General features: G+C 68.9%; 20 protein-coding genes. 8 read left to right on the top strand and 12 right to left on the bottom strand.

The genetic code is table 11. The features are described from left to right. Nucleotides 1-109 precede the first annotated feature (109 nt). Nucleotides 110-1,117 carry a helix-turn-helix transcriptional regulator gene (locus tag AB0J95_RS39995; RefSeq protein ID WP_364770121.1) on the bottom strand — a complete coding sequence of 336 codons (1,008 nt, stop codon included), beginning with the start codon at nt 1,115-1,117 and terminating at the stop codon, nt 110-112. 966 nt (nt 1,118-2,083) lie between these two features. Between AB0J95_RS39995 and AB0J95_RS39990 the strand changes: the two genes are divergently transcribed. Then, the gene (locus AB0J95_RS39990; protein ID WP_364770119.1) at nt 2,084-2,461 is read left to right on the top strand and encodes a cupin domain-containing protein; all 378 of its coding nucleotides are present in this window, start codon (nt 2,084-2,086) and stop codon (nt 2,459-2,461) included. Then, nucleotides 2,458-2,853 (top strand): DUF1304 domain-containing protein, encoded by a 396-nt coding sequence (locus tag AB0J95_RS39985; RefSeq protein ID WP_364770117.1) that lies wholly within the window; start codon nt 2,458-2,460, stop codon nt 2,851-2,853. Before AB0J95_RS39990 ends, AB0J95_RS39985 begins: the two co-directional genes overlap by 4 nt. 1 nt (nt 2,854) lies before the next feature. On the opposite strand, the gene AB0J95_RS39980 is transcribed toward AB0J95_RS39985, so the two are convergent. From AB0J95_RS39980 to ffh, 4 genes are all read right to left on the bottom strand, one after another. Then, entirely contained in the window at nt 2,855-3,604 is a 750-nt protein-coding gene (locus AB0J95_RS39980; RefSeq protein WP_364770115.1) for a 5-oxoprolinase subunit PxpA, read from the bottom strand. Then, the gene (locus AB0J95_RS39975) at nt 3,604-4,341 is read right to left on the bottom strand and encodes a type II CAAX endopeptidase family protein (RefSeq protein ID WP_364770212.1); all 738 of its coding nucleotides are present in this window, start codon (nt 4,339-4,341) and stop codon (nt 3,604-3,606) included. The genes AB0J95_RS39980 and AB0J95_RS39975 overlap by 1 nt, the downstream gene beginning before the upstream one ends. Nucleotides 4,342-4,471: 130 nt before the next feature. Then, nucleotides 4,472-5,545 carry an amidohydrolase family protein gene (locus tag AB0J95_RS39970; RefSeq protein ID WP_364770113.1) on the bottom strand — a complete coding sequence of 358 codons (1,074 nt, stop codon included), beginning with the start codon at nt 5,543-5,545 and terminating at the stop codon, nt 4,472-4,474. Beyond that, complete coding sequence (ffh, locus tag AB0J95_RS39965; RefSeq protein ID WP_364770111.1) at nt 5,542-7,077, bottom strand: signal recognition particle protein; 1,536 nt, start codon at nt 7,075-7,077, stop codon at nt 5,542-5,544. Before ffh ends, AB0J95_RS39970 begins: the two co-directional genes overlap by 4 nt. A 134-nt stretch (nt 7,078-7,211) precedes the next feature. Here ffh and AB0J95_RS39960 point away from each other — a divergent pair, with 134 nt between their 5' ends. Continuing rightward, complete coding sequence (locus tag AB0J95_RS39960; protein ID WP_364770109.1) at nt 7,212-7,739, top strand: hypothetical protein; 528 nt, start codon at nt 7,212-7,214, stop codon at nt 7,737-7,739. 419 nt (nt 7,740-8,158) lie between these two features. Here the strand turns inward: AB0J95_RS39960 and AB0J95_RS39955 are convergent, their stop codons facing one another. The 3 genes from AB0J95_RS39955 to AB0J95_RS39945 are packed head-to-tail and all read right to left on the bottom strand — an operon-like array spanning nt 8,159 to nt 12,251. Then, nucleotides 8,159-10,519: a [protein-PII] uridylyltransferase gene (locus AB0J95_RS39955; RefSeq protein WP_364770107.1), complete on the bottom strand. Its 2,361-nt coding sequence runs from the start codon at nt 10,517-10,519 to the stop codon at nt 8,159-8,161. Continuing rightward, on the bottom strand, nt 10,516-10,854 hold the full coding sequence (locus AB0J95_RS39950) for a P-II family nitrogen regulator (protein ID WP_364770105.1): 339 nt from the start codon (nt 10,852-10,854) through the stop codon (nt 10,516-10,518). The genes AB0J95_RS39955 and AB0J95_RS39950 overlap by 4 nt, the downstream gene beginning before the upstream one ends. Further along, entirely contained in the window at nt 10,851-12,251 is a 1,401-nt protein-coding gene (locus AB0J95_RS39945) for an ammonium transporter (RefSeq protein WP_364770103.1), read from the bottom strand. Before AB0J95_RS39945 ends, AB0J95_RS39950 begins: the two co-directional genes overlap by 4 nt. A gap of 173 nt (nt 12,252-12,424) precedes the next feature. Between AB0J95_RS39945 and AB0J95_RS39940 the strand changes: the two genes are divergently transcribed. From AB0J95_RS39940 to AB0J95_RS39925, 4 genes are read left to right on the top strand one after another with little or no spacing between them, the layout of a single operon-like run. Next, nucleotides 12,425-13,267 (top strand): putative RNA methyltransferase, encoded by an 843-nt coding sequence (locus AB0J95_RS39940; protein WP_364770101.1) that lies wholly within the window; start codon nt 12,425-12,427, stop codon nt 13,265-13,267. Beyond that, nucleotides 13,264-13,833 carry a (2Fe-2S)-binding protein gene (locus AB0J95_RS39935; protein WP_364770099.1) on the top strand — a complete coding sequence of 190 codons (570 nt, stop codon included), beginning with the start codon at nt 13,264-13,266 and terminating at the stop codon, nt 13,831-13,833. Before AB0J95_RS39940 ends, AB0J95_RS39935 begins: the two co-directional genes overlap by 4 nt. A 27-nt stretch (nt 13,834-13,860) precedes the next feature. Next, nucleotides 13,861-15,147: an O-acetylhomoserine aminocarboxypropyltransferase/cysteine synthase family protein gene (locus AB0J95_RS39930; RefSeq protein ID WP_364770097.1), complete on the top strand. Its 1,287-nt coding sequence runs from the start codon at nt 13,861-13,863 to the stop codon at nt 15,145-15,147. Continuing rightward, nucleotides 15,144-15,623 carry a CoA-binding protein gene (locus AB0J95_RS39925; protein WP_364770095.1) on the top strand — a complete coding sequence of 160 codons (480 nt, stop codon included), beginning with the start codon at nt 15,144-15,146 and terminating at the stop codon, nt 15,621-15,623. The genes AB0J95_RS39930 and AB0J95_RS39925 overlap by 4 nt, the downstream gene beginning before the upstream one ends. A 3-nt stretch (nt 15,624-15,626) precedes the next feature. Here AB0J95_RS39925 and AB0J95_RS39920 read toward each other — a convergent pair whose 3' ends face one another. Then, entirely contained in the window at nt 15,627-16,244 is a 618-nt protein-coding gene (locus AB0J95_RS39920) for a hypothetical protein (RefSeq protein WP_364770093.1), read from the bottom strand. 81 nt (nt 16,245-16,325) lie between these two features. Here AB0J95_RS39920 and AB0J95_RS39915 point away from each other — a divergent pair, with 81 nt between their 5' ends. Next, the gene (locus tag AB0J95_RS39915; RefSeq protein ID WP_364770091.1) at nt 16,326-18,764 is read left to right on the top strand and encodes a hypothetical protein; all 2,439 of its coding nucleotides are present in this window, start codon (nt 16,326-16,328) and stop codon (nt 18,762-18,764) included. Here the strand turns inward: AB0J95_RS39915 and AB0J95_RS39910 are convergent. The 3 genes from AB0J95_RS39910 to allB are packed head-to-tail and all read right to left on the bottom strand — an operon-like array spanning nt 18,752 to nt 21,853. After that, nucleotides 18,752-19,546, bottom strand: a complete 795-nt coding sequence (locus AB0J95_RS39910; protein WP_364770089.1) for a DUF1206 domain-containing protein — start codon at nt 19,544-19,546, stop codon at nt 18,752-18,754. The two genes, AB0J95_RS39915 and AB0J95_RS39910, sit on opposite strands and share 13 nt — an antisense overlap. 37 nt (nt 19,547-19,583) lie before the next feature. Beyond that, nucleotides 19,584-20,537 carry an allantoicase gene (gene alc / locus AB0J95_RS39905; RefSeq protein WP_364770087.1) on the bottom strand — a complete coding sequence of 318 codons (954 nt, stop codon included), beginning with the start codon at nt 20,535-20,537 and terminating at the stop codon, nt 19,584-19,586. Next, nucleotides 20,534-21,853: an allantoinase AllB gene (gene allB, locus AB0J95_RS39900; RefSeq protein ID WP_364770210.1), complete on the bottom strand. Its 1,320-nt coding sequence runs from the start codon at nt 21,851-21,853 to the stop codon at nt 20,534-20,536. The genes alc and allB overlap by 4 nt, the downstream gene beginning before the upstream one ends. Nucleotides 21,854-21,885: the final 32 nt, after the last annotated feature.

The following is a 21,885-nucleotide window of genomic DNA, read 5'->3' as shown; positions in this document are numbered from 1 at the left end:
GTCTGGCTGTCAGGGGCGAAGTCTGGCTGTCAGGGGCGAAGTCTGGCTGTCAGGGGCGAAGTCTGGCTGTCAGGGGCGAAGTCTGGCTGTCAGGGGCGAAGTCTGGCTGTCAGGGGCGGAGTTTGGCTGTCAGGGCGGCTCTGCTGTGGACGTTCAGTTTGGTGAAGATCGATTTGAGGTGGTCCTGAAGGGTTCTGGGCGTGATGGTGAGGCGGGCGGCTATCTCTGTGGTGGTGCCGCCGGTGATCAGTTCGTGGCAGATCTCACGCTCGCGTGGGGTGAGGCCGTAGGCAGCGAAGAGGAGGGGCATCAGGTCGGCGCCGGAGGCGCGTTCGATCGTGACCACCGTTTCCGTTGTGGTGTCAGAGATCAGTTTGCTGGCTTGGAGGAGGATCCAGCCTTCGTTGGCGTCGCGGATACGGGCGCGGAAGGTGCCGGTGGACTGGGCTCCGACGGCCACGACTCGGAGCATCACCAGGAAGCGGCCCGGGGCGATCTCGTCGAGTTCGGCCTGCCACGCGGCAGCCGCCGCGGTTGTCGCGCGGGGTGTGAGGTCCTCGCCGACGATGACGATCGCCGGGTCGAGCGTGGCGGGCTCGGGAGCGCAGCGGGCGGCGACCCGGGTGGCGGTGGCCAGGGTCGGGGCGATCGCAGCGAGGAACTCGACTTCGCGGTCCGTGAAGTCGCCTTGGCGGACCAGGCCAGCGGCGCCCCAGCACGCACCGTCCACACGGAACACCGCACGAACCTCGTGGCTGAGACCCAGCGGGCGCCAGACTTCGTTGAAACGCAGACCGCGCGCGTTCATCGGGAGATCGGAGAGGCGGGCGACCGGGTTCGAGCGCTGGGCCAGGTCGGCGAAGGTGTGCGGTTCGGTACCCGAGTACTCGCTGGTGGCCAGAACCGGTTCGTACTCCTGCGGGATCCGGACCGAGCCGCTGGTCATCGAGCTGATCACAGTGGTGTCCGGGTCCATCGACGCCCAGCAGGTCAGTTCGGTGGGCACGACCCGGTCCACGATGTCGATGGCGGCGGCGTGCAACTCGGCGACCCCAAGCCCGGCCGACGCCAGCGCAGCGATATCACGCCGCGCCGCATGCGCACTCCCCTCCCACATGGCCGAAGTATGCGCCGCACCCGCCGACCTGCGACATCCCGCGATCGCGGGATGTCGAACCGGACGATCAACGAGTGAGTGGCCGAAGGCGGGTTGGGGGATGCCCCAAGCTCCGCCGGACGAGCGATCAAACAGGAGGCAGGAGAGCACGCTTGGGACAAACCCAGAGATCGACCGGAGGAACGATCATCGGGTGGGTGGGCGAAGGCCGGTTGGGTTGGCCCGGGATCGGCGGGGTGCCCGGTGATGGGCGGGAAGGGTGGTCGCCTAGGGCGTAGAGGTGAGCATGAAGCGGGGTCAGGTGGGACGGCCGTTGAGATGAGGCAGCGCCGGAGTCTGGGTGGGAGTTGGGCTGCGAGCCGGGACGGGAGTCGGGCAGGGAACCAGGCGTGAGCCAGGACTGAGAATCGAACTGGGCGTTGTGATGAGGCCGGTGGATTTGGGTTGAAAGCCGTGGGCCGGGACTTGGAGCAAGCAACCAGGGGTAGGAGTCGGACAGGAACCACGGGTTACGAGTTGGGCCGAGGGTTGAGCTGGGCGTCGAGATGAAGCGGAGCGCGAGCCCGGGGGTGGGAGTTGGGTTGGGATCCGGGCGTGGACTTGGGCTGAGAGTCGAGTTGGCCGTTGTGACGAGGCGGGGCGGGAGCTGGGCAGGGAACCCAGGGTGGGAGTTGGGCTGAGAAGCGAGAGAAGGCGGGGCGGGCACCGGGGCGCGTCATTGAGACGGGGCGGCAGTTAGGCAGGAAACCCAGGGTGAGAGTTGGGCTGAGAAGCGAGAGAAGGCGGAGTGGGAGCCGCGGTCGGGTGTTGAAGTGCGGGGTCGAGAGCTGGCGGTGCGGTGTTGAAGAGGTGGGCGGAGCTGGGAAGTGCGGTGGGGTTTGGGTGGGGTTGGAGGGTGGGGAGTGGGTGGGGGCATCCCGTGATTTCGGGATGGAGTGGGGGGTGGGTGGTTTTTAGCGTGGGGGTATGACGATCACTGGTTATTTCTGTGGGGCTGGGGAGGGTGAGGAGCTCTGTATGCCGGATGCTCAGATCACCGTCAAGGCCGATGACGTGTTCGAGGTTGATGCAGTTCGGGGTGCTTCCGTGCCGCCGCATGCCGAGCCGTGGACCAAGACCTACTACATGTTGTTCGGGCGGATGGGGGTTCTGGTCGGGGAGGAGATTTATGATCTTGCGCCCGGGTCTTCGGTCACCATCCCGGCCGGGGCTCTGAACACCTTCACCGTCCACTCTCCTACCGCCAAGTTCCTTGCCATTGGGGCGATGGGTGGGTTCTTCCGGGATGCCAGCAGCGGTATGGCCCTCTCGGATGTCCTTGCGCGGCACGGGATCACGCTATGAGTGTCATCGCGCAGGTCTTCGCGTGGATCGCCATCGCCATCCACGTCGGTGTGTGGGTACTGGAATCTTTTCTGTTCCAGCGGTCTTGGGTGCACCAGGGGTTTTTCAAGATCGCCGCGAAGGATGTGCCCGGCGTTCTGCTGTGGTCGGTGAACCAGGGGTTCTACAACCTGATGCTGGCCGGGGGCATGGTGTTCGGCGTGATCGCCATGCGGAACGGCGACACCGCAGTCGGCGGCCCGTTCATCACGTACACGTGTGTGTTCATGGCGGTCTGCGGGGTTGTGCTCGGGGTTTCCGACTGGCTGGGTCTCGGGCGTCCCAAGGGATCCAGCTGGGGTGGGGCCATCGGACAGGCGCTGCCGCCCATCCTCGTGCTCCTCACCTTCTAACTCACCAGGGGCTCTCCAGGGTCACACCGGCCTCCTCCAGGGCGGTCCGCACGGCTTGGGCGTGCTGGACCGCACCGGGGGTGTCGCCGTGCAGACAAAGGGAGCCGACTTCGGTCGCGGGGATCACCGTGCCGTCGACAGCGACGATCTCCTGAGCATTGGCGAGGCGCATGGCGCGGTCGACCACATCGTCCGTCGAGGTCAACAACGCCCCAGGCTCACGGCGCGGGACCAACGTGCCCTGCGGCGTGTAGCCGCGGTCGGCGAACGCCTCCCCTACAGTTCGAAGGCCGACGGCCGCGGCGGCCTTGAGGAACTCCGAGCCGGGCAGGCCCAGCACGGGCACGTCGCCGAAGGCCTCGACCCCGGCGACCACCGCGGCGGCCTGCTCGGCGTGGTGGACGATCGCGTTGTAGAGGGCGCCGTGGGGTTTGACGTAGGCGACGCGGGTGCCCGCGGCCTTCGCGAACGCCGACAGTGCCCCGATCTGGTACAGCACGTCGTCGGCCAGCTCGACCGGGTCAACGTCGATGAACCGGCGCCCGAACCCGGCCAGATCCCGGTAGGAGACCTGGGCCCCGATCGCGACGCCCTCGGCGGCCGCCAACGCGCAGACCGTGCGCATCGTCCGGGGATCACCCGCGTGGAACCCGCAGGCCACGTTCGCCGAGGTCACCACCCCCAGCAGGGCCGCGTCGTCGCCGAGCGTCCAGACACCGAACCCCTCACCGAGGTCGCTGTTGAGGTCCATCAGGCCGACATCACTCCCAGGGACACGAGCAGCACCGTCAACGCCGGCGCGAAGTTGTTCACCGAGTGGGCCACCACGCTCGCCCCCAGCCTGCCGGTGACCAGCCGGGCCAGCCCGATCGGGATCCCGATCACGATCAGCAGCGAGGTCCGCAGCGGCTCGAGGTGACTCACCGCGAACACCGCCGTGGAAAGCCCGAACACCGCCCAGCGCCCCCAGCCCAGCCGTTCCAGCGCACCCCACAGCAGCCCGCGGAAGATGATCTCCTCGCACAGCGGGCCGATCAGCCACGCGTACACGAACATGATCACCGCCGCGTAGGCGGGCAGCGGATGCTGGTCCACCAGGGCGCTGAAGTTCGAGGTGGCGTTCTCCGGGCCGACCAGCTTGGTCCACACCATCGCCGCGACCGTGGTCAGCACCAGGCCGATCAGGCCGAACTTCAGGCCGACCCAGAAGTCCTTGCGCTTGTAGCTCCAGCGCAGGTCGATCCGGGGACCGTTGCCCCGCAACCGCGTGATCAGCAACGCCACGCCCGCCGCTATAACGCCCGGCAGGACCGAGCCGAGCACGATCACCGCCGTCAGCGACGAGTTGTCCGAGCCGGTGGGCTGCAGGATCGCGCTGATGAACGCGGCGGACGCCAGCAACACCGCTTCGACGAGCAGGAACGCGCCAATCCCCCAGCGGTGGGACGGGGGCGGCGCGGGCGTTTCGGCTTCCGGCTCCGCGGTCATGATCTCGGGCTCCCGTGGCAGTGGTTTTCTCACGGGCGTCCTCCGGCGATGACAACTGGCCGCGCCGGAGTGCGCGACCTGAACTGGAGACTACGGTGTGTGTCGGCGTGTCACGACATGGTTCAGCGTGTCACGAGATAATTCGCCCGCGCAGCAGAATGCGCGAGGGGGTGCGTAGCACGCTCAGGTCGGTCCGGGGATCCGCCGGGTAGGCGACGATGTCGGCCGCCGCGCCGTCCTCGATACCGGAGTAGCCGAGCCAGCCGCGAGCCGCCCACGAGCCCGAAGCAAGTGCTTGCTCGGGGGTCATGCCGACCCGGTGCAGCGCCTCGATCTCGTCGGCCAGCCGGCCGTGCTCGATCCCGCCACCGGCGTCCGTCCCGGCGTACACCGGTATCCCCGCCTCAATCGCCATACGGACGGTATCGGCCACACCGGCGTGCAACTGGAGCATGTGCGCCGCGTAGATGGGGTACTTGTCGGCACCCGCTGCCAGGCTGGGGAACGTCTCGATGTTGATCAGCGTCGGCACGAGCGCGGTCCCGGCCGCGGCCATCGCCGACACCGAGGACTCCGTCAGCCCCGTGCCGTGCTCGATGCAGTCGATCCCGGCGGCGACCAGACCCGGGATGGCGTCCTCGCCGAACACGTGCGCGGTGACCCGGGCGCCCGCGTCGTGCGCGACCTTGATCGCCTGGGCCAGCACGTCGTCCGGCCACAACGGCGCCAGGTCGCCCACCGACCGGTCGATCCAGTCGCCGACCAGCTTCACCCAGCCGTCGCCGTACGCGGCCTGCTCGGCGACCGCGTCCGGCAGCTGGGCCGGGTCCTCGAGCTCGACGCCGAGGTAGCGGATGTAGCGCTTGGGCCGGGAGATGTGCCGGCCCGCGCGCACGATCCTGGGCAGTTCCAGGCGTTCCTGCAGCGGACGGGTGTCGATCGGCGCGCCGCAGTCGCGCACCAGCAGGGTCCCGGTGTCCCGGTCGACCAGCGCCTGCTGCTCGGCCTCCTCGAGCGACGGGTTGCCCGACGGCGAGATGCCGATGTGGCAGTGGGCGTCGACCAGCCCCGGCACGAGGAAGCCGCCGTCCACGACGGTCTCCGCGTAGGGCACCGGGGTGAACCGGATGCGGCCGTTGACCACCCACAGGTCACGGGTCTCTTCGCCGGGGAGCACCACTCCCCGCAGGTGCAGGGAGGTCACTTGTTCTTCGGGAACTTCAGCTTCGACGGGTCGAACCCGGGCGGCAGCTGGTCGAGGCCGGCCAGACCCGGGGGCAGCTCGTTCAGGCCGGGCGGCAGGTGCGACAGGTCCGGGGCGCCACCGGGGAACCCGGGCAGCGCGGGCAGGTTGCCACGACCCTTGACCTTCTGGCCCTTCTTGCGGGCGTTCTTCTTGGCCTTGCGGCTCATCCCGCCACCGCCGCCGAGACCGAACCGGCCGGCCATCTGCTGCATCATCTTGCGGGCCTCGAAGAACCGGTTGACCAGGTCGTTCACCTCGGCGACCCGGACACCCGAGCCGTTGGCGATGCGGGCCCGGCGGGACGCGTTGATCATCTTGGGGTCGGCCCGCTCGGCCGGGGTCATGCCGCGGATGATCGCCTGCAGCCGGTCCAGGTGCTTGTCGTCGATGTTGGCCGCGGCTTCCTTCATCTGCGCGCCGCCGGGCAGCATGCCCAGCAGGTTGCCGATCGGGCCCATCCTGCGCACCGCGAGCATCTGCTCGAGGAAGTCCTCCAGGGTCAGCTGGCCGGCGGTCAGCTTCTGCGCCGCCTGCTGGGCCTGGTCCTGGTCGAAGACCTCCTGGGCCTGCTCGATCAGGGTGAGCACGTCACCCATGCCGAGGATCCGGCCGGCCATCCGGTCCGGGTGGAAGGCGTCGAAGTCCTCGAGCTTCTCACCGTTGGACGCGAACATGATCGGCTGGCCGGTGACCTGGCGGACCGACAGCGCCGCACCACCTCGGGCGTCACCGTCGAGCTTGGTCAGCACGACACCGGTGAAGCCGACGCCGTCGCGGAACGCCTCGGCCGTGGTGACCGCGTCCTGACCGATCATGGCGTCGACCACGAACAGGATCTCGTCCGGCTGCACGGCGTCGCGGATGTCCGCGGCCTGCTTCATCAGCTCTTCGTCCACACCGAGGCGGCCCGCAGTGTCGACGATGACCAGGTCGTGCTGGGCACGCTTGGCCTCGTCGATCGCACGGCGGGAGACGTCCACCGGGTCGCCGACGCCGTTGCCGGGCTCGGGCGCGAACACCGGCACACCGGCACGCTCGCCGACGACTTGCAGCTGGGTGACCGCGTTGGGCCGCTGCAGGTCACACGCGACCAGGAGCGGGGCATGCCCCTGGTTGCGCAGCCAGCGGGCCAGCTTGCCGGCCAGGGTCGTCTTACCGGAGCCCTGCAGACCGGCCAGCATGATGACGGTCGGCGGCTGCTTGGCGAACCGCAGCCTGCGGGTCTCGCCGCCGAGGATCGCGATGAGCTCCTCGTTGACGATCTTGACGACCTGCTGCGCCGGGTTGAGCGCGCCGTGCACCTCGGCACCCTTGGCGCGCTCCTTGATCTGGGCGATGAACTCGCGCACCACGGGCAGCGCGACGTCCGCCTCGAGCAGCGCGATCCGGATCTCGCGCGCGGTCGTGTCGATGTCCGCGTCGGACAACCGGCCCTTGCCACGCAGATTCTGCAGGACCGATGTCAGCCGGTCGGAAAGCGTATCGAACACGGGTACAGCTCCAGGCATCGTCGTTTCGTCGGGGACCCTCAGGCCTCCAGGGTAGTCGTACCCGCCGGGCGGGCTGTGAACGATCGTCCAACTCGGGGCCCGGAGGGTTGATCGTCCCGCTACTCTGACTCGCCGTGAACACTCGTCGAGCCGCCGTTTTATTTTGTATATCAACGATAATCGCTCTGGGAGGGTGCTCGACAGCCACCGAAGGTGTTCCACAGCAAGCACCTACGGGTACCGACGAGGGGAAAGTCGTTATCCGCAACCCGAAACAGATCAGCGACAAGCTCGACTGCGCGAAGACCGCGCCTGCCGACGCGGTCGGCAAGGCCGTCGGCGCGACGGTCGTTCCGGACACCCAGGGCGTGAACACCGGCAGCTGCGCGTACAAGGTCCCGGCGAGCGGGTCGGTCAAGGTCGACGGCCTGGTGACCGCCTCGGTGATCACCCACCCGGAGGGCGCCAAGACCGCGGAGTTCGAGGGCAACACGGCGTTCGAGTACCGCGAGGGCGACAAGCAGTGCGACACCGCCGTCGCGGTCGCCAAGAACATGTGGCTGCGCTCGCACATGCTGCTCTACTCGGGCGGTGACGTGTGCGCGAAGAGCAAAACCCTGCTCAAGACCATGATGGACGCCCTGCCGAAGGACGCCAGCTAACGCCTTCCCGGCGGGCGTACGGGGGAACTCGGCCTACGCGAACGTGGAACTCGGCCTACGCGAACGTGGAACACGGCCTACGCGAATGTGGGACACGCGGGGGACGAACGGGGGACACGCCCTGGAGCAAAGGGGGACACGGGGCGGAGGAATGGGGGACACACGGGGGAGGAATGGGGGACGTGCGAGAACCGCCCGGGGAGGGCCCCACCCCTCGATGGGCCCCGTCCGGGCGGCTCACGGTCCGGACGGCTCCACCTGGTCACCCGCCCGGCCCCCGCCTGGGCGGACTCCCTCAACGACCCCGTGGTCCCGTCTTTCCCGTGCGTGACCACAATGCCGGTGACCAGGGGCGCCGCAGCAGCGTGAACGCCCCTGGATCGCACCAGGTAGGACTACTCAACCGGGGTGAGTGGTTTCTAGATCATCGACGCGGTGAGCACGGCTTGGGCCAGCTCACGGCGGTTCGCGGCCGGTAACGGGCCGCCGTCGGCCGCGCGGACGCAGAACGAGTCGACCGCCGTCCCGCCCAACGTCACCGCGCGGACCCACTGGATGTCCGCGCCGCCGTGTTCCAGGGCCTCGGCGACCCGGTAGAGCAGGCCGATCCGGTCCGCCGCCCGCAGTTCCAGGACGACCGCCCCCGGGTACTCCTTGCCGGCCTCGTCGTCGAACCAGAGCACCTTGGGCTCGGGCGCGTCGTCGGGACGGCCGCCGTAGTCGCGTTCCTTGGCCGCGAGCCGGTCGCCCAACGGCAGCGCGTCGGACAACGCCAGGCCCAGTTGTTCCTTCAGCAGGGCCGCGTTGGGCAGCGAACCGAACCGGGGCGAGGCGGTGAACGTCTCGACCGCGACGCCCGCGTGCGAGTCACCCGAGGCCGAGTGGACCTCGAGCGAGTGCAGCGCCAGCACGCCCGCCGCCCGTGACAACAGCCCCGGGCGGTCCGGCGCGAACACCGTGATGGTCGCGGTCCGGCCGGACGATTCCACAACAACGTCATGTTTGCCCGACAACGCAACGGATTCCGCCTGGAGGCGATGGGGCGGGTCGAGCGGGTCCGGCCTGGCTATGGGCTCACCAGCCATCGCCTGGCGGCTGTAGCGGACGAGGTCGGCGATCAGGCCGGCCTTCCACTCCGTCCACACGCCCGGCCCGGTGGCCAGCGAGTCGGCCTCGGCCAGCGCGTGCAGCAGCTCCAGCAGGACCGGGTCGCCACCGAGCGTGTCGGCGACACGCACGATGGTGGACTCGTCGGTCACATCCCGCCGAGTGGCGGTGTCCGGCAGCAACAGGTGGTGGCGGACCATCGCGGACAGGGTGTCGACGTCCGGTTTGGACAGTCCGAGCCGCTCGCCGACCTGGGTGGCCAGCGCGGCGCCGACCTCCGAGTGGTCGGCCTTGCGGCCCTTGCCGATGTCGTGCAGCAACGCCCCGAGCAGCAGCAGGTCCGGCCGGGCGACGCGGGTGACGAGCCTGCTCGCGATCGCCGTCGACTGCACGAGGTGCCGGTCGACGGTCCACTTGTGCGCCGCGTCGCGCGGCGGCAGGTCCCGGATGTGCCCCCATTCGGGGAACAGCCGGGCCCACAACCCGCTGCGGTCCAACGACTCGATCACGTCGACGATGCCCTCCCCAGCACCCAGCAACGAGATCAGCTCGTCGCGGGCCTGGACCGGCCAGGGCGCACGGGGTTCGGGCGCGGTCTCGGCCAGCCGGGACAGCGTCGCGGACGCGATCGGGTACCCGCTCCGAGCGGCCGCGGCGGCCACCCGGAGCAGCAACGCGGGGTCGCGATGAGGTTCGGCGTCACGGGCCAAGGTGACCTCGTTGCCGTGCAGCACAACGCCTTCGTCCAACGGCCGCCGTTCCGGCCCTCGGCGCAGACGGCTGAGCACGCGCCGAGGTTCGGACACAACGGACCGCACGGCAACGTCCACGGCATAGGCGATCGTGCGACCGGCGCCGGACAACGCACGTGCGAGGTCGAACCGGTCGCCCTGGTTCAGCGTCAGCGCGACCTCGTCACCGTCCTGCGCATGCAGTACATCGTTGGCACGCCGGACCATCCTGCGCAGCTCGGTGCGAACGTCCAGCAGCAGCCTGTGCGCGTGCTGCAGTTCCTCACCGGGCCGGTCGACCAGCTGAGCCGCGGCCATCGCGCGCAGCAGCCCGTAGTCCCGCAGGCCGCCACGGCCGTGTTTGAGATCGGGTTCGACCCAGTGCGCGACCTCGCCGCTGCGCTGCCAGCGGGCACGGGCGGACTCGGCCAGTTCCGGGATGCGTTTGCGGGCGCCGGTTCGCCACCGGTCCCGGGCGAGCGCACCGAGCCGCTCGGACACGGCGGGGTCGCCCGCGATGTGCCTGAGGTCGAGCAGGCCGACGGCCGTGCGCAGGTCGCTGGCGGCCACGTCGAGCGCCTCACCGACGGTCCGGACCGAGTGGTCCAGGCCGATGCCGGAGTTCCACAGTGGATACCAGAGTTGTTCGGCCAGCCCGGCCACCGCGCCCGACCTGCCCTCGTGCACCAGCAGAAGGTCCAGATCGGCGTACGGGACCAGTTCACGACGGCCCAGGCCGCCCACGGCGACCAGCGCGACCCCCTGGTCCGTGCCGATCCCGGCGGTCGAGGCGTGTGCGGTGAGCCAGAACTCGTGCAGGTCGGCCAAGGCCTCGCGCAGGGCTTCGGGCGCGAGGCGCCGCTGGCCCGTGACCGGCGCGAGCAGCCGGTCACGGGCCTGGACGAGATCAGCGGCGGATGGAGCTCCCCCCGGAGTGGTCACAGCGCGTCTGTGCCTCGTTCTCCAGTCCGCACGCGGACAATGGTGTCGACTGGCGTCACCCACACCTTGCCGTCACCGATCTTGCCGGTGCGCGCCGACTCGACGACGGCGTCCACCACCTTGTCCACGGCCGCGTCGTCGGTGAGCACCTCGATGCGCACCTTCTGCACGAAGTCGACGGCGTACTCGGCGCCGCGGTAGACCTCGGTGTGGCCCTTCTGCCGCCCGTAGCCCCGGACCTCGCTGACGGTCATGCCCAGCACGCCCAGCTGCTCAAGGGCGGCCTTCACGTCGTCCAGCGTGAACGGCTTGATGATCGCGGTAACGAGTTTCATGCCTTGCTCTCCTCAAGAGCCGCGGAGTGTGCACCGGTGGGCTTGACAGTGTTGCCCAGCGAACCGTGGCTGCCGCCCAGCCCGCCGAAGTCGTACGCACCCTCGGCGTGCAGTGCCTCGTCGACGCCGGTGACCTCGTCCTCCTTGCTGACCCGGAACCCGATGGTGACCTTGATCAGGAAGCCGAGGATCAGGGTGATCACGAACGAGTAGCCGAGCACCGCGAAGGCCGCGATGGCCTGCTTGCCGAGCTGGCTGAACCCGCCGCCGTAGAACAGGCCGTCCGCGCCGGCCGAGTTGACCTGGGTGGTGGCGAAGAAGCCGATCAGCAGGGTGCCGGTCAGGCCGCCGACCAGGTGCACGCCGACCACGTCGAGCGAGTCGTCCAGGCCGAACTTGAACTTGAGGCTGACCGCCAGTGCGCACAGGATGCCGGCGATGAGGCCGATGGCCACCGCGCCGATCGGGTTGACGAAGCCCGCGGCCGGGGTGATCGCGACCAGGCCGGCGACCGCGCCGGACGCCGCGCCCAGGGTGGTCGGCTTGCCGAACTTGATCTGCTCGATGAGCAGCCAGCCGAGGATCGCGGCGGCGGTGGCCACGGTGGTCGTGGTGAACGCGACCGAGGCGAGCTGGTTGGCGCCCAGCGCCGAGCCCGCGTTGAAGCCGTACCAGCCGAACCACAGCAGCGAGGCGCCGAGCAGCACGAACGGGACGTTGTGCGGGCGGCCGGTGTCCTTGGGCCAGCCGACCCGCTTGCCCAGCACGATCGCCAGCGCCAGGCCCGCCGCACCGGCGTTGATGTGCACCGCGGTACCACCGGCGAAGTCGAGTGCTTTGAGCTGGTTGGCTATCCACCCGCCGATGACCGAGCCGTCCGAGGAGGAGAACGCGAAGACCCAGTGCGCCACCGGGAAGTACACGATCGTGGACCACAGCACCACGAACAGCGACCAGGCCCAGAACTTGGTGCGGTCGGCGATGGAACCGGAGATCAGCGCGACCGTGATGATCGCGAACATTAGCTGGAACATCACGAACGCCAGCACGGGGTACTGGTGGCCGTCCCATGGGGACTCGGCCGGGGCCGCCGTCCCGGTCGCGGCACCTACCGTGCCGGCCAGGCCCGCGTTGTCGAAGTTGCCCACCAGGCCGCCGAACGCGTCGTTGCCGAACGCGAGCGTGTACCCGTAGAGCACCCAGAGAACCCCGACCACGCCCAGCGCGATGAAGTTCATCATCAGCATGTTCAGCACGCTCTTCGAGCGGACCATGCCGCCGTAGAAGAACGCGAGCCCCGGGGTCATCAGCATGACCAGGGCGGCACTAGCCAGGATCCAGGCTGTGTCTCCTGCGTTCACATCGTCCTCCCGTGCAGTGTTTTGCGAGGGCAGCATCGGGAAGTGGTGTTTCCTGGGATCGCATGCCACGTTTCCCGGCTGTGAACTGTGCGGCACCGGGTGTTACGGCCAGGTTTCGCCGCTGGTCAGCCGATCGAACGCGACGAATGCGACACTTTGCTTTACCGAACTGCCGCCGACCTGGCGTGACCGAGTAGTTTCGCTATGCGATGAACAGCAGTGGAAGCGACCAGAAGGCCCAGACAGCCGTGAACTTCCCACGGGTGGCGCTGGCGGCCCTGCGCTGCCCGCTGTGCGAGACCCCGTTCGCCCTGGCCGACCGCGCCTTGCGGTGCACGTCGGGGCACAGCTATGACGTCGCCAAACAGGGTTACGTGAACCTGGTCGGCACCGCCCCCGGGGACTCCAAGGAGATGGTGGCCGCCCGGGCCGAGTTCCTGGCGTCCGGTCACTTCTCCCCGCTGGCCTCGCTCGTGGCCAGCGAGGCCACCCGTGACCTGCGGCGGGACGGGCTCGTGGTGGACGCGGGCACCGGTACGGGTTACTACCTTTCGGCGGTTCTGTCCCGGGCTCCGGCCGCGACCGGGCTTGGGATGGACACGTCCGTGTTCGCCCTGCGGCGGGCGGCCCGCGCCGGGATCGCCGCCGTGGTGTGGGACCTGTGGAAGCGGTGGCCGCTGGCGACCGCGTCGGCCGACGTGCTGATGACCGTCTTCGCGCCGCGCAACCCCGCCGAGAGCTTCCGGGTGCTGCGGCCGGGCGGGATGTTCATCGTGGTCACGCCGTCCGCGTCGCACCTGTCGGAACTGCGCCAGTACGTCGACCTGCTCGGCATCGAGGAGGACAAGCTCGGCCGGCTCGACTCGTCGCTGCGGGACTTCATCCTGGCCCGGCGGCACGACTGCGAGATCGAGCTGACCCTGTCGCCGGAGGACGCGCACCGGATCATCCACATGGGACCGAACGCGCACCACGCGCGGGCGCTGCACCTGCCCGGGCCGGTCACCGTGACGGCGGCTTTCGTCGTGTCGGTGTACCGAAGGGCGTCATGACCCCGGCGGTGTCCGTGCTTGATCGGGCGTGGCTGTCGGATCAGCTTGTGCTGGCGTCACGGCTGTACCCCAAGGCGACTCGTCAGGTGCTTGGGGTGTTGTGGTGGTACTCGGCGAGCACCGTGTTGCTGGGGCCGGCCGTGTCCGGCGACGACCCCGCGTTGGACGCCATCACGTTGAACCTGCTGCCTGATGGTCGGCTCGTTGACGCCAAGTCTGTGCCGTTCGACGGCGATCCTGGGCCACGGCTACGGGGGATGTTGGTCGCGTCGATCTCTGCTGTGGCTGCTGTGAGTGGGGCGCGGGAACGGCAGTTGTGGGCAATCGCCACAGACTCGTTGAGCAACCGGTGCCTGTGGGTGAACCAGCCGTCGCTAGCGCTCGACTTGGCTGCTGACATCCCGGAGCTGCCCGTGCCGAGGTTCGTCTCGGTGCGTGGGCGGCTGTTCACCCGGCGGGTGTCCTGTTGTCTCATCTACCAGGGCACGGACACCCCCAAGTGTGTTAGCTGCCCCCGTCAGACACCTGAGGCACGTATGGCCCGTCTGATCCAGCAGGTGGGATAGCGGCGCGAGGGTGACTACGGTGGGCGTGTGAGTGAGCGCAGTTGGGGTTTTCGGACGCGGGCGCTGCACGCGGGTGGGGCGCCTGATCCGGCGACCGGGGCCAGGGCGGTGCCGATCTACCAGTCGACCAGCTTCGTCTTCGAGGACACCGCGGACGCGGCGAACCTGTTCGCGCTGCAGAAGTACGGCAACATCTACAGCCGGATCGGCAACCCGACGGTGGCCGCGTTCGAGGAACGCATGGCCAGCCTGGAGGGCGGGATCGGCGGGGTGGCGACCGCGAGCGGGCAGGCGGCCGAGTTCCTGACGTTCGCGGCGCTGGCCGAGGCAGGTGAGCACATCGTGTCCGCCAGCGGCCTCTACGGCGGCACGGTCACCCAGCTCGACGGGACCCTGCGACGGCTCGGGGTGTCGACGTCGTTCGTGGATGGGGATGTCGACGCGTACGCGGCCGCGATCACGCCCGAGACGAAGCTGATCTTCACCGAGGTGATCGGGAACCCGTCCGGCGCCATCGCCGACCTCGCCGGGCTGGCGGATCTGGCGCGCTCGCACGGGATTCCGCTCGTGGTCGACGGGACCCTGGCGACGCCGTACCTGTGCCGGCCGTTGGAGCATGGCGCGGACATCGTCGTGCACTCGGCCACGAAGTTCCTGGGCGGCCACGGCACGACCTTGGGTGGTGTGATCGTCGAGTCCGGCCGGTTCGACTGGGGCAACGGGAAGTTCCCGCGGATGACAGAGCAGGTCGCCAGCTACGGCGGCCTGAAGTACTGGGAGAACTTCGGCGAGTACGCGTTCTGCACGCGGCTGCGGGCCGAGCAGCTCCGGGACATCGGCGCGGTCCTCCCCCCGCACTCGGCTTTCCTGCTGCTGCAAGGGATCGAGACGCTCCCCCAGCGGATGGACGAGCACGTCGAGAACGCACACCAGGTCGCGTCCTGGCTGGCCGCCGACCCACGCGTGGCCTGGGTCGCCTACGCGGGCCTGCCTGACCATCCGGATCACGAACGCGCGAAGAAGTACCTGCCCGCCGGGCCGGGCGCGGTGTTCTCGTTCGGCGTGAAGGGCGGCCGTGCGGCCGGGCAGAAGTTCGTCGAGTCGGTGAACCTGTTGAGCCACTTGGCGAACGTCGGCGACGCCCGCAGCCTGGTGATCCACCCCGGGTCCACGACACACCAGCAGCTGTCCGAGTCCCAGCTGGCGGCGGCGGGCGTCAGCGCCGACCTGATCCGGCTTTCCATTGGCCTGGAAGACATCGACGACATCCTCTGGGACATCGACCAGGCACTGGCCGAGGCGGTGAAAGCATGACCTGGACCAGCCCGAGCGCGGCTCAGCGGCGAGAGATCCTGTTGGACACCAAGCGGGTCGCCCTCGTCGGCGCCTCCGCGAACACCGCCCGGCCCAGTTATTTCGTTGCCACGTACCTGTTGTCCTCGACGCCGTACGAGATCTACTTCGTCAACCCCCGCCTGGACTCCCTGCTGGGCTCGCCCGTCTACCCGTCGCTCAAGGACCTGCCCAAACCGCCGGACCTCGTATCCGTGTTCCGAAAGCACGACGATCTGCCTGGTGTCGCCGAGGAAGTCATCGACGCGGGCGCCAAAACCCTGTGGCTGCAACTGGGTCTGTGGCACGAACCGGTCGCCGAGCGCGGAGTCGAAGCGGGACTCAACGTCGTGATGAACCGCTGCGTGAAGATCGAGCACGCCCGGTTCGCGGGCGGACTGCACCTCGCCGGGTTCGACACCGGCGTGATTTCCTCACGCCGCAACAAGTTCCGCTGAGGCTTATTGGTTGCGGGGCGCCCACCGCCGGATCGGCGGGGTCGTGGGCGTGGTGTTGGGCACCTGCACCCATCCCCGGTACGGGGTCGCCTTCACGGCCACGTTGACCAGCGGTTCGAAGGTGCGGTCGTCGATCCCGTCGTAACCATGCCGGATCACCGACCGGTAGATCTCATCCGAGACGACCAAAGCCAGCGGCTGCGCGCTGTCGCGGAGCCTTCGCTTGATCTCGGGCGCGTCCAGGAGACGGAACGTGATGTCGATGTCCTCGCCGTAGGCGCCACGCTTGTCGTAGTGCACTTCCCCGGCGTGCAGCGCGATCCGGAGCCGGATCCCCTCCTGCTTGCCCAGCAGGTCGCTCAGGGCCGGGACGAACGTGCTGAGCAGGGCCGTCTTCGGCAGGTCGTCGGCGGGCTGGACCAGGATGAGGAGCCCTTCGACGCGGTCGTACACATCGCGATATTGCTCAGTGATCCCAGCCTTGCCCAGCGCTTCCTCGAACATGTCGTACATCGCCCGGCGCACGATGGCCCGCTGGGCGTTGGTGCGGGTGGTCGAGGCCTCGATGTCGACGGCCAGGATGGTCCGGTGGCGTGGAAGCCCCGGGTCTGATCCGGTCATCGCGGCCTCCTGTTCCCGCCGTACCGCCCCGAGGTTACGGTACCTGCGGGATCGCACCGACAAGGGGACGTGCTGAGCAGGATGAGCGCACCGCAGTTCGACCCGGCGCCGGGTGCGCTCCGGGTCCGTGACTGGAACCCGTTCCATCTGGGGGTGCACAAGCCGGTCCCGGTGGACGGCGCGCAGGACCTGCCCCGGTACTTCCGCCGCGACCACGACGCCGAATTGTCCGGCGAACTGCGGAAGATGGCTGCCAGCGGTGGTTTCGTGCTGATGGTCGGGCAGGCGGCCACCGGGAAGTCACGCAGTGCCTACCAGGCTGTACTGGCCGAGCTGCCGGACTGGCAGCTGGTGCCGCCCAAGGCCGGTGCCGTGCCCAACCGCGTACCCGCCCGAACGGTCCTGTGGCTGGATGAGCTGCGGCTCTACCTGGAGGCGACCGAGCCGCTGACCGTGGACGTGCTGCGGGACCTGTTGTCCGCGCCCGACCCGGTGGTCGTGATCAGCACCGTGTGGTCGTCGTACCACAGCCTGGTCGACGACAGCTGGGGTCAGGCGTACGAGATCATCAAGCTCGCCAAGATCATCCCGGTGCTGGACTTCCTCAGCGACCGCGAACAGGAGGCCGCGCAAGCCGCCGCACGGGAGGACGCGAGCATCGCGGCAGCCCTCGAAGTCACCGACTACGGCCTGATCCAGATCCTCGCCGGGGCCCGGGGGCTGCTGGAACGCTGGCACGGAGCCAAACCGTTGGCCCGGGCGCTGATCTCGGCCGCGGTCGACGCGTACATGCTGGGCGTGCGGTCCCCGGTCCCGCGCGAGTTCCTGATCGCGGCCGCGCCCGGCTACCTGACCGGGAAGGCGAAGCTCGCCACCGACATTGCCGCGGCCTTCGCCGAGGCGACGAAACCGTTGCGGGACACGGACATGGCACCGCTGACCCAGGTCGGCACCCCGATGGACGGCGAGCACTACCTCGTGGCCGAATGCCTGACGCTGGAGTCGATGACCAGGCAGCGCCCCATGCGTGCCATCCCCGCGGCGACCTGGTCGGCGATCGCCGACCACGTCACGAACGCCGAGGAGCTTCTGGTGACCGGGAAAGCAGCCGAGAGCCGGATGCTTTACCGGGTGGCGGAACGGCTTTACGAGCGCAGCAGGACTCTGGAGGGCAGGCTGCGCACCGCCGATCTGCTGGCCAACCGCGGTCTGCACACGAAAGCCACCGAGTCCCTGCGGGATCTGGTCGAAAAGGACAATGTCGAGGCCATCCGCTGGACGGTCCAGCACTCCGAGATGGTCTGGCCCGAGGCCACCGTGGTGCGGACGAAGTTGTTGAAGCGCCTGGTCGGCATCACGAACGACGATGACGACCGCCTGCACCTGGCTCGTGTACTTCACCAGTCCCGCGATCCCGATGCGCTGAACCACTGGCTCCTCCTGGCGGAACGCAACGCCGTCGCCGCCCGGCGAGCCGCGGGCGTATTGGCGCACGAACCGGAGCGGGCGGTGGCTTTGCTGCGTCCGTGGGCCGATCGCGGCGACATCCGGGCCCGGGACGACCTCCGCCAGATCCTCATCGCCAGGGGCGACATCGAGGCGATCGATGCGATGAGCCTGAGCTGGGATGCCGATGAGTTCGCGGAGACTCTGGCCCGGCGAGACGCCCGCATCGAACTGCTGCGCCTCGCGGACCGCGGCAACCAGCGCGCCCGCCAGCTGATCCGCGACCAGCCAGACGCCATCGAGGCGTCCGCACGCTGGGCTCGTGGCGGAGACGTCCGGGAGCGGCTGGCCCACGCGAACCTGCTGGCGTGGTCGAACCGGCCGGACGAGGCCATCGACGTGCTGAAAGCAATGGTGGCCGACGTGCCGGACAACGACGACGCCGAGACCTTGCTGACGGACCTGCTCACCGACGCGGGACGGGTCGACGACCTCTGTGCCCTCGCCGACGCCGGGAGTGACCTCGCTGGAATGGCCGCGGCCCAACTGCTGCGCACCCGTGGCGAGATCGACGTCCTGGCCCGACGGGCCGAGGCGGGTGATTTCGCGGCCCTCCAGATCTGGAGCGACTGGTTGCGGGACGAGGGCCGGCCGGCCGAGGCGTTTCCGTTGTGGGAGGCCGCGGTCGAGGCCGATCCGGACCGGACCCGGGCTCGTTACGGCGAGTTCCTCGAGCTCTGCGGCCGGGTCGAGGAGGCACTGGAGATCGCGCTGCAGCTGAGCAAGACCGGCGACCGAGACGCGCGGTCGGCCGCCGCGACCCAGATGGCCATGCTCGAACGGTGGGACGACCTCTGTGACCTCGCCGAGAAAGGCGACCGGTACGCGGACATCGAGTACGTCCGGCACCTGCTCGCCAACGGCGACTACCCGGCGGTCCGGAAACGGGCCACCGCGGGAAGTCCCGAGGCCATCCGCCGGCTGCAAGCCGCGGATGAGGAGAACATCCCCGCGGTGCGAGGGATCTCTGTTCGCGGGCTGGAACCGGACGGAACCCTGGGTCAGCCCTTGTGAGCGCGGGCGGCGGCGAAGCAGTACACGCCGAACGCCGCGAACCCAATGGCCACGATGAACAGCAACACATCGCCGAAGGTCTGCTGCTGCAGGGTCTTCAGGGCCGCGTCGAGACCGCCGGCCTCGTTGGGGTTGGCGTCGATCGCGGCGATGCCCACGAGGATGCCGATGATCGCGTAGGAGACACCTTTGGCGCAGTACCCCGCGGTGCCCATCGGTTTGGCGATCTTGGGCAGTTTCGCCTCGTTCAGATCCTCCACAAAGGACTGCTTGACGCCCTTGCGGACCGCCGCGATGGCGACACCGATGATGACGAGAGCCGCGATGCCGACGAGGACGACACCGGCCGGGGCGGACATCAGCGCGGCGGTCGCTTCACGGGACTTGTCATTGCTGGAACCACCACTACTGCCACTGCCCGTGGCCAGCTGAACGGCGTAGACGCCGATCGCCACGCCCACGACACCCCGGGCGCCCGCGCCGATCTTGCGGGTGATGCGCTTGCGCTTCTTGATGATCCAGCCGTAGCCGGAGATCACCATCAGCAACTGCCACAACCCGTACGCGAACAGCCCGATCGCCAGCGCCCATAACAGCACCGGGCCGATGGGCGTCTCGGCGAGTGCGGCCACCGCGCCCTTCTGGTCGGTCTGCTCGGAGTCGCCGAACACGACCTGGATCGCGAGCCAGGCGACCAGGATGTGCACGACCCCGTAGCAGGCCATTCCTATCCGGCCGAGAACCTCCACGGGCTTGCTGTGCCGGACCTGCTGAGTCACCATCGCGACCACTCCTTCCCACAAAGGGATACGCAGTGATCTAGCTCGGCAAACGCGTGGCCTTCCCGTAGACCCGCATCCGGGCCATCCCGCCGTCCGGGTACACGTCCAGCCGGACCTGGGTAACGGGCTTTTCAGCGGTGACAAGGAAACGGTGTTTCTGGTCGGGTTGCAGCCGCGTCAGCGGCAGGATGTCCGCCCATTCGCCGTCTTCGTGGGCGCCCTGGACCCTGGCCTCGCGCGGCGCGTTGCCCTTGAAGTGCGTGGTGTCCAGCTCGATCAACGCCGGGATGCCCTCGGCGGCCAGCCGGACGTGCACCCAGTCGTTGCCGTCGTCCCGCCGCCGCGCGGTCTCCCAGCCCTCGCCCATCACCGCCGCCGGGCCGGGTGCGATCAGGTTGTTCGGCGAGGAATAGAACTTGTTGCTGCAGTCGACGATTTCCGCACCGTTCTCCAGCGCGGCCAGATCCATCCGGTCGGCGAACAGGTACCGGCGGTCCGGAATGGGTTTTCCGTGCACCCGCAGTCGCGCCACCCCACCGTCCGGATAGATGTTCAACCGGACGTGGGTGAACCGCCGGGTGTCGCCGATCTCGAACTCGTTGCGGGTATCCCCGGCGAGCGGGGATTTCGGCAGGATGGTGTGCCACCCGGTCAGTTCCCCGGGTGACGGGTAATCGCTGAAATTGACCGCGTCGACAGACGCGAAAGGCGGGTAGTTGCCCGTGAAGAACGCGGTGTCGATCACTATCCCGGCGATCCTGCCGGGCATGCCCAGCCGGACGATCGCCTGGTCGAAGCCCTCGGACCGGCGCCGGCGGGTCTCCCAGCCGTCGTAGACCTGGCCCTTGTGGCCGAACGTGTAGGTCTGGAAGGCCGGGTCGCCGTCCTTGACCAGATTCTCCCGCTCGGCGAAGAACTCGTCGTTCGCCCAGACCACCGAGCCACCGAACCGCCGGTTCGCCAGATCGGGCAGCTCACGCCATTCGGTCACGCATCCTCCCGGCCGAGCAGGTCGCCGTGCAGTTCGTCACCGGTCACCTTGATACCGCGCAACCAGGTGGTCACCACCCGGCCCGCCAGCGGCATGCCGTGATACGCGCTCACCGCGTTGCGGTGATGCAGTTGCTCGGCCTGGACGACAAAGGCCTCATCGGGCGCGAAAACACAGAAATCGGCGTCATAACCGGGCGCGATCTGCCCCTTGTGCCGCATTCCCGCGGTCGCGGCGGGCCGGTGCGCCATCCAGTTGACGACGTCGAACATGGTGTGCCCGCGCCGGCGCGCCTGTGTCCAGACCGCGGGCAGACCCACCTGCAGCCCCGAGATCCCGCCCCACGCGTCGCCGAAGTCCCCAGTGTCAAAACGTTTGAGCTCACGCGTGGACGGCGAGTGGTCACTGACCACGTAGTCGATGGTCCCGTCGGCCAGGCCCTGCCAGAGCGCCTCGCGGTTGACCGCCTCGCGAATCGGCGGGCAGCACTTGAACTGGGTGGCGCCGTCCGGGATCTCCTCGGCGACGAACGTCAGGTAGTGCGGGCAGGTCTCCGCGGTGATCCGGACGCCGTCCGCCTTGGCCTGCGCGACGATCGGCAGCGCGTCCGCGGAGGACAAGTGGAGGATGTGCGCGCGGGCGCCGGTCTTCTTGGCCAGGTCCACCACGCGGGTGATCGCCGCGTTCTCGGCGGCCCGTGGCCGGGAGGCCAGGAAGTCCCGGTAGCGGCGGCCGCGGGCGGGCTTGACCGCGTGCCCGTCCTCGGCGTGCACGATCATCAGACCGTCGAACTTGCGGATCTGGATGAGCGCGGCCTCGAACTCGGCGAACGACAGGTGCCCGAACTCGTCCACGCCCGAGTGCAGCAGGAAGCTCTTGAACCCGAACACCCCGGCCTCGTGCAGCTCGCGCAGGTCCTTCAGGTTGCCGGGCACGGCTCCGCCCCAGAACCCGACGTCCACGTGTAACCGGCCTTCGGCGGCCTTGCGCTTGACCTCCAGCGCGTCGGCGTCGACGGTCGGCGGCAGGCTGTTGAGGGGCATGTCCACCAGCGTCGTGATGCCGCCGGCGGCGGCCGCGCGGCTGGCGGTCCGGAAGGTCTCCCACTCGGTCCGGCCGGGGTCGTTGACGTGGACGTGCGTGTCGACCAGGCCGGGCAGCAGCACCTCGCCGCGGCCGAGCTCGATCACCCGTTCCGCGTCGAGGTCGCTGTTCAACGGCTCGACAGCGACGATGCGCCCCTCCCGCACGCCGACGGTCCCCTCGACCTCCCCGGCCGTGGTGATCATCCTGCGGGCCCGGAACACCAGGTCCAGCACCTGCCACCCTCTTTCCACTTTATGGAATC

It is taken from the genome of Actinocrispum sp. NPDC049592 (assembly GCF_040675465.1).
In the GTDB taxonomy this organism is placed as follows: Bacteria; Actinomycetota; Actinomycetes; order Mycobacteriales; family Pseudonocardiaceae; genus Kibdelosporangium.
This window is presented reverse-complemented; position numbering and strand designations above follow the sequence as displayed.

Excerpts from the sequence above, each read along its gene's own strand:
- AB0J95_RS39995 (WP_364770121.1), bottom strand. The coding sequence starts at position 1,117 with ATGTGGGAGGGGAGTGCGCATGCGGCGCGGCGTGATATCGCTGCGCTG.
- AB0J95_RS39990 (WP_364770119.1), top strand. The coding sequence starts at position 2,084 with ATGACGATCACTGGTTATTTCTGTGGGGCTGGGGAGGGTGAGGAGCTC.
- AB0J95_RS39985 (WP_364770117.1), top strand. The coding sequence starts at position 2,458 with ATGAGTGTCATCGCGCAGGTCTTCGCGTGGATCGCCATCGCCATCCAC.
- AB0J95_RS39980 (WP_364770115.1), bottom strand. The coding sequence starts at position 3,604 with ATGGACCTCAACAGCGACCTCGGTGAGGGGTTCGGTGTCTGGACGCTC.
- AB0J95_RS39975 (WP_364770212.1), bottom strand. The coding sequence starts at position 4,341 with ATGACCGCGGAGCCGGAAGCCGAAACGCCCGCGCCGCCCCCGTCCCAC.
- AB0J95_RS39950 (WP_364770105.1), bottom strand. The coding sequence starts at position 10,854 with ATGAAACTCGTTACCGCGATCATCAAGCCGTTCACGCTGGACGACGTG.
- AB0J95_RS39945 (WP_364770103.1), bottom strand. The coding sequence starts at position 12,251 with ATGCTGCCCTCGCAAAACACTGCACGGGAGGACGATGTGAACGCAGGA.
- AB0J95_RS39940 (WP_364770101.1), top strand. The coding sequence starts at position 12,425 with ATGAACAGCAGTGGAAGCGACCAGAAGGCCCAGACAGCCGTGAACTTC.
- AB0J95_RS39935 (WP_364770099.1), top strand. The coding sequence starts at position 13,264 with ATGACCCCGGCGGTGTCCGTGCTTGATCGGGCGTGGCTGTCGGATCAG.
- AB0J95_RS39925 (WP_364770095.1), top strand. The coding sequence starts at position 15,144 with ATGACCTGGACCAGCCCGAGCGCGGCTCAGCGGCGAGAGATCCTGTTG.
- AB0J95_RS39920 (WP_364770093.1), bottom strand. The coding sequence starts at position 16,244 with ATGACCGGATCAGACCCGGGGCTTCCACGCCACCGGACCATCCTGGCC.
- AB0J95_RS39915 (WP_364770091.1), top strand. The coding sequence starts at position 16,326 with ATGAGCGCACCGCAGTTCGACCCGGCGCCGGGTGCGCTCCGGGTCCGT.
- AB0J95_RS39910 (WP_364770089.1), bottom strand. The coding sequence starts at position 19,546 with ATGGTGACTCAGCAGGTCCGGCACAGCAAGCCCGTGGAGGTTCTCGGC.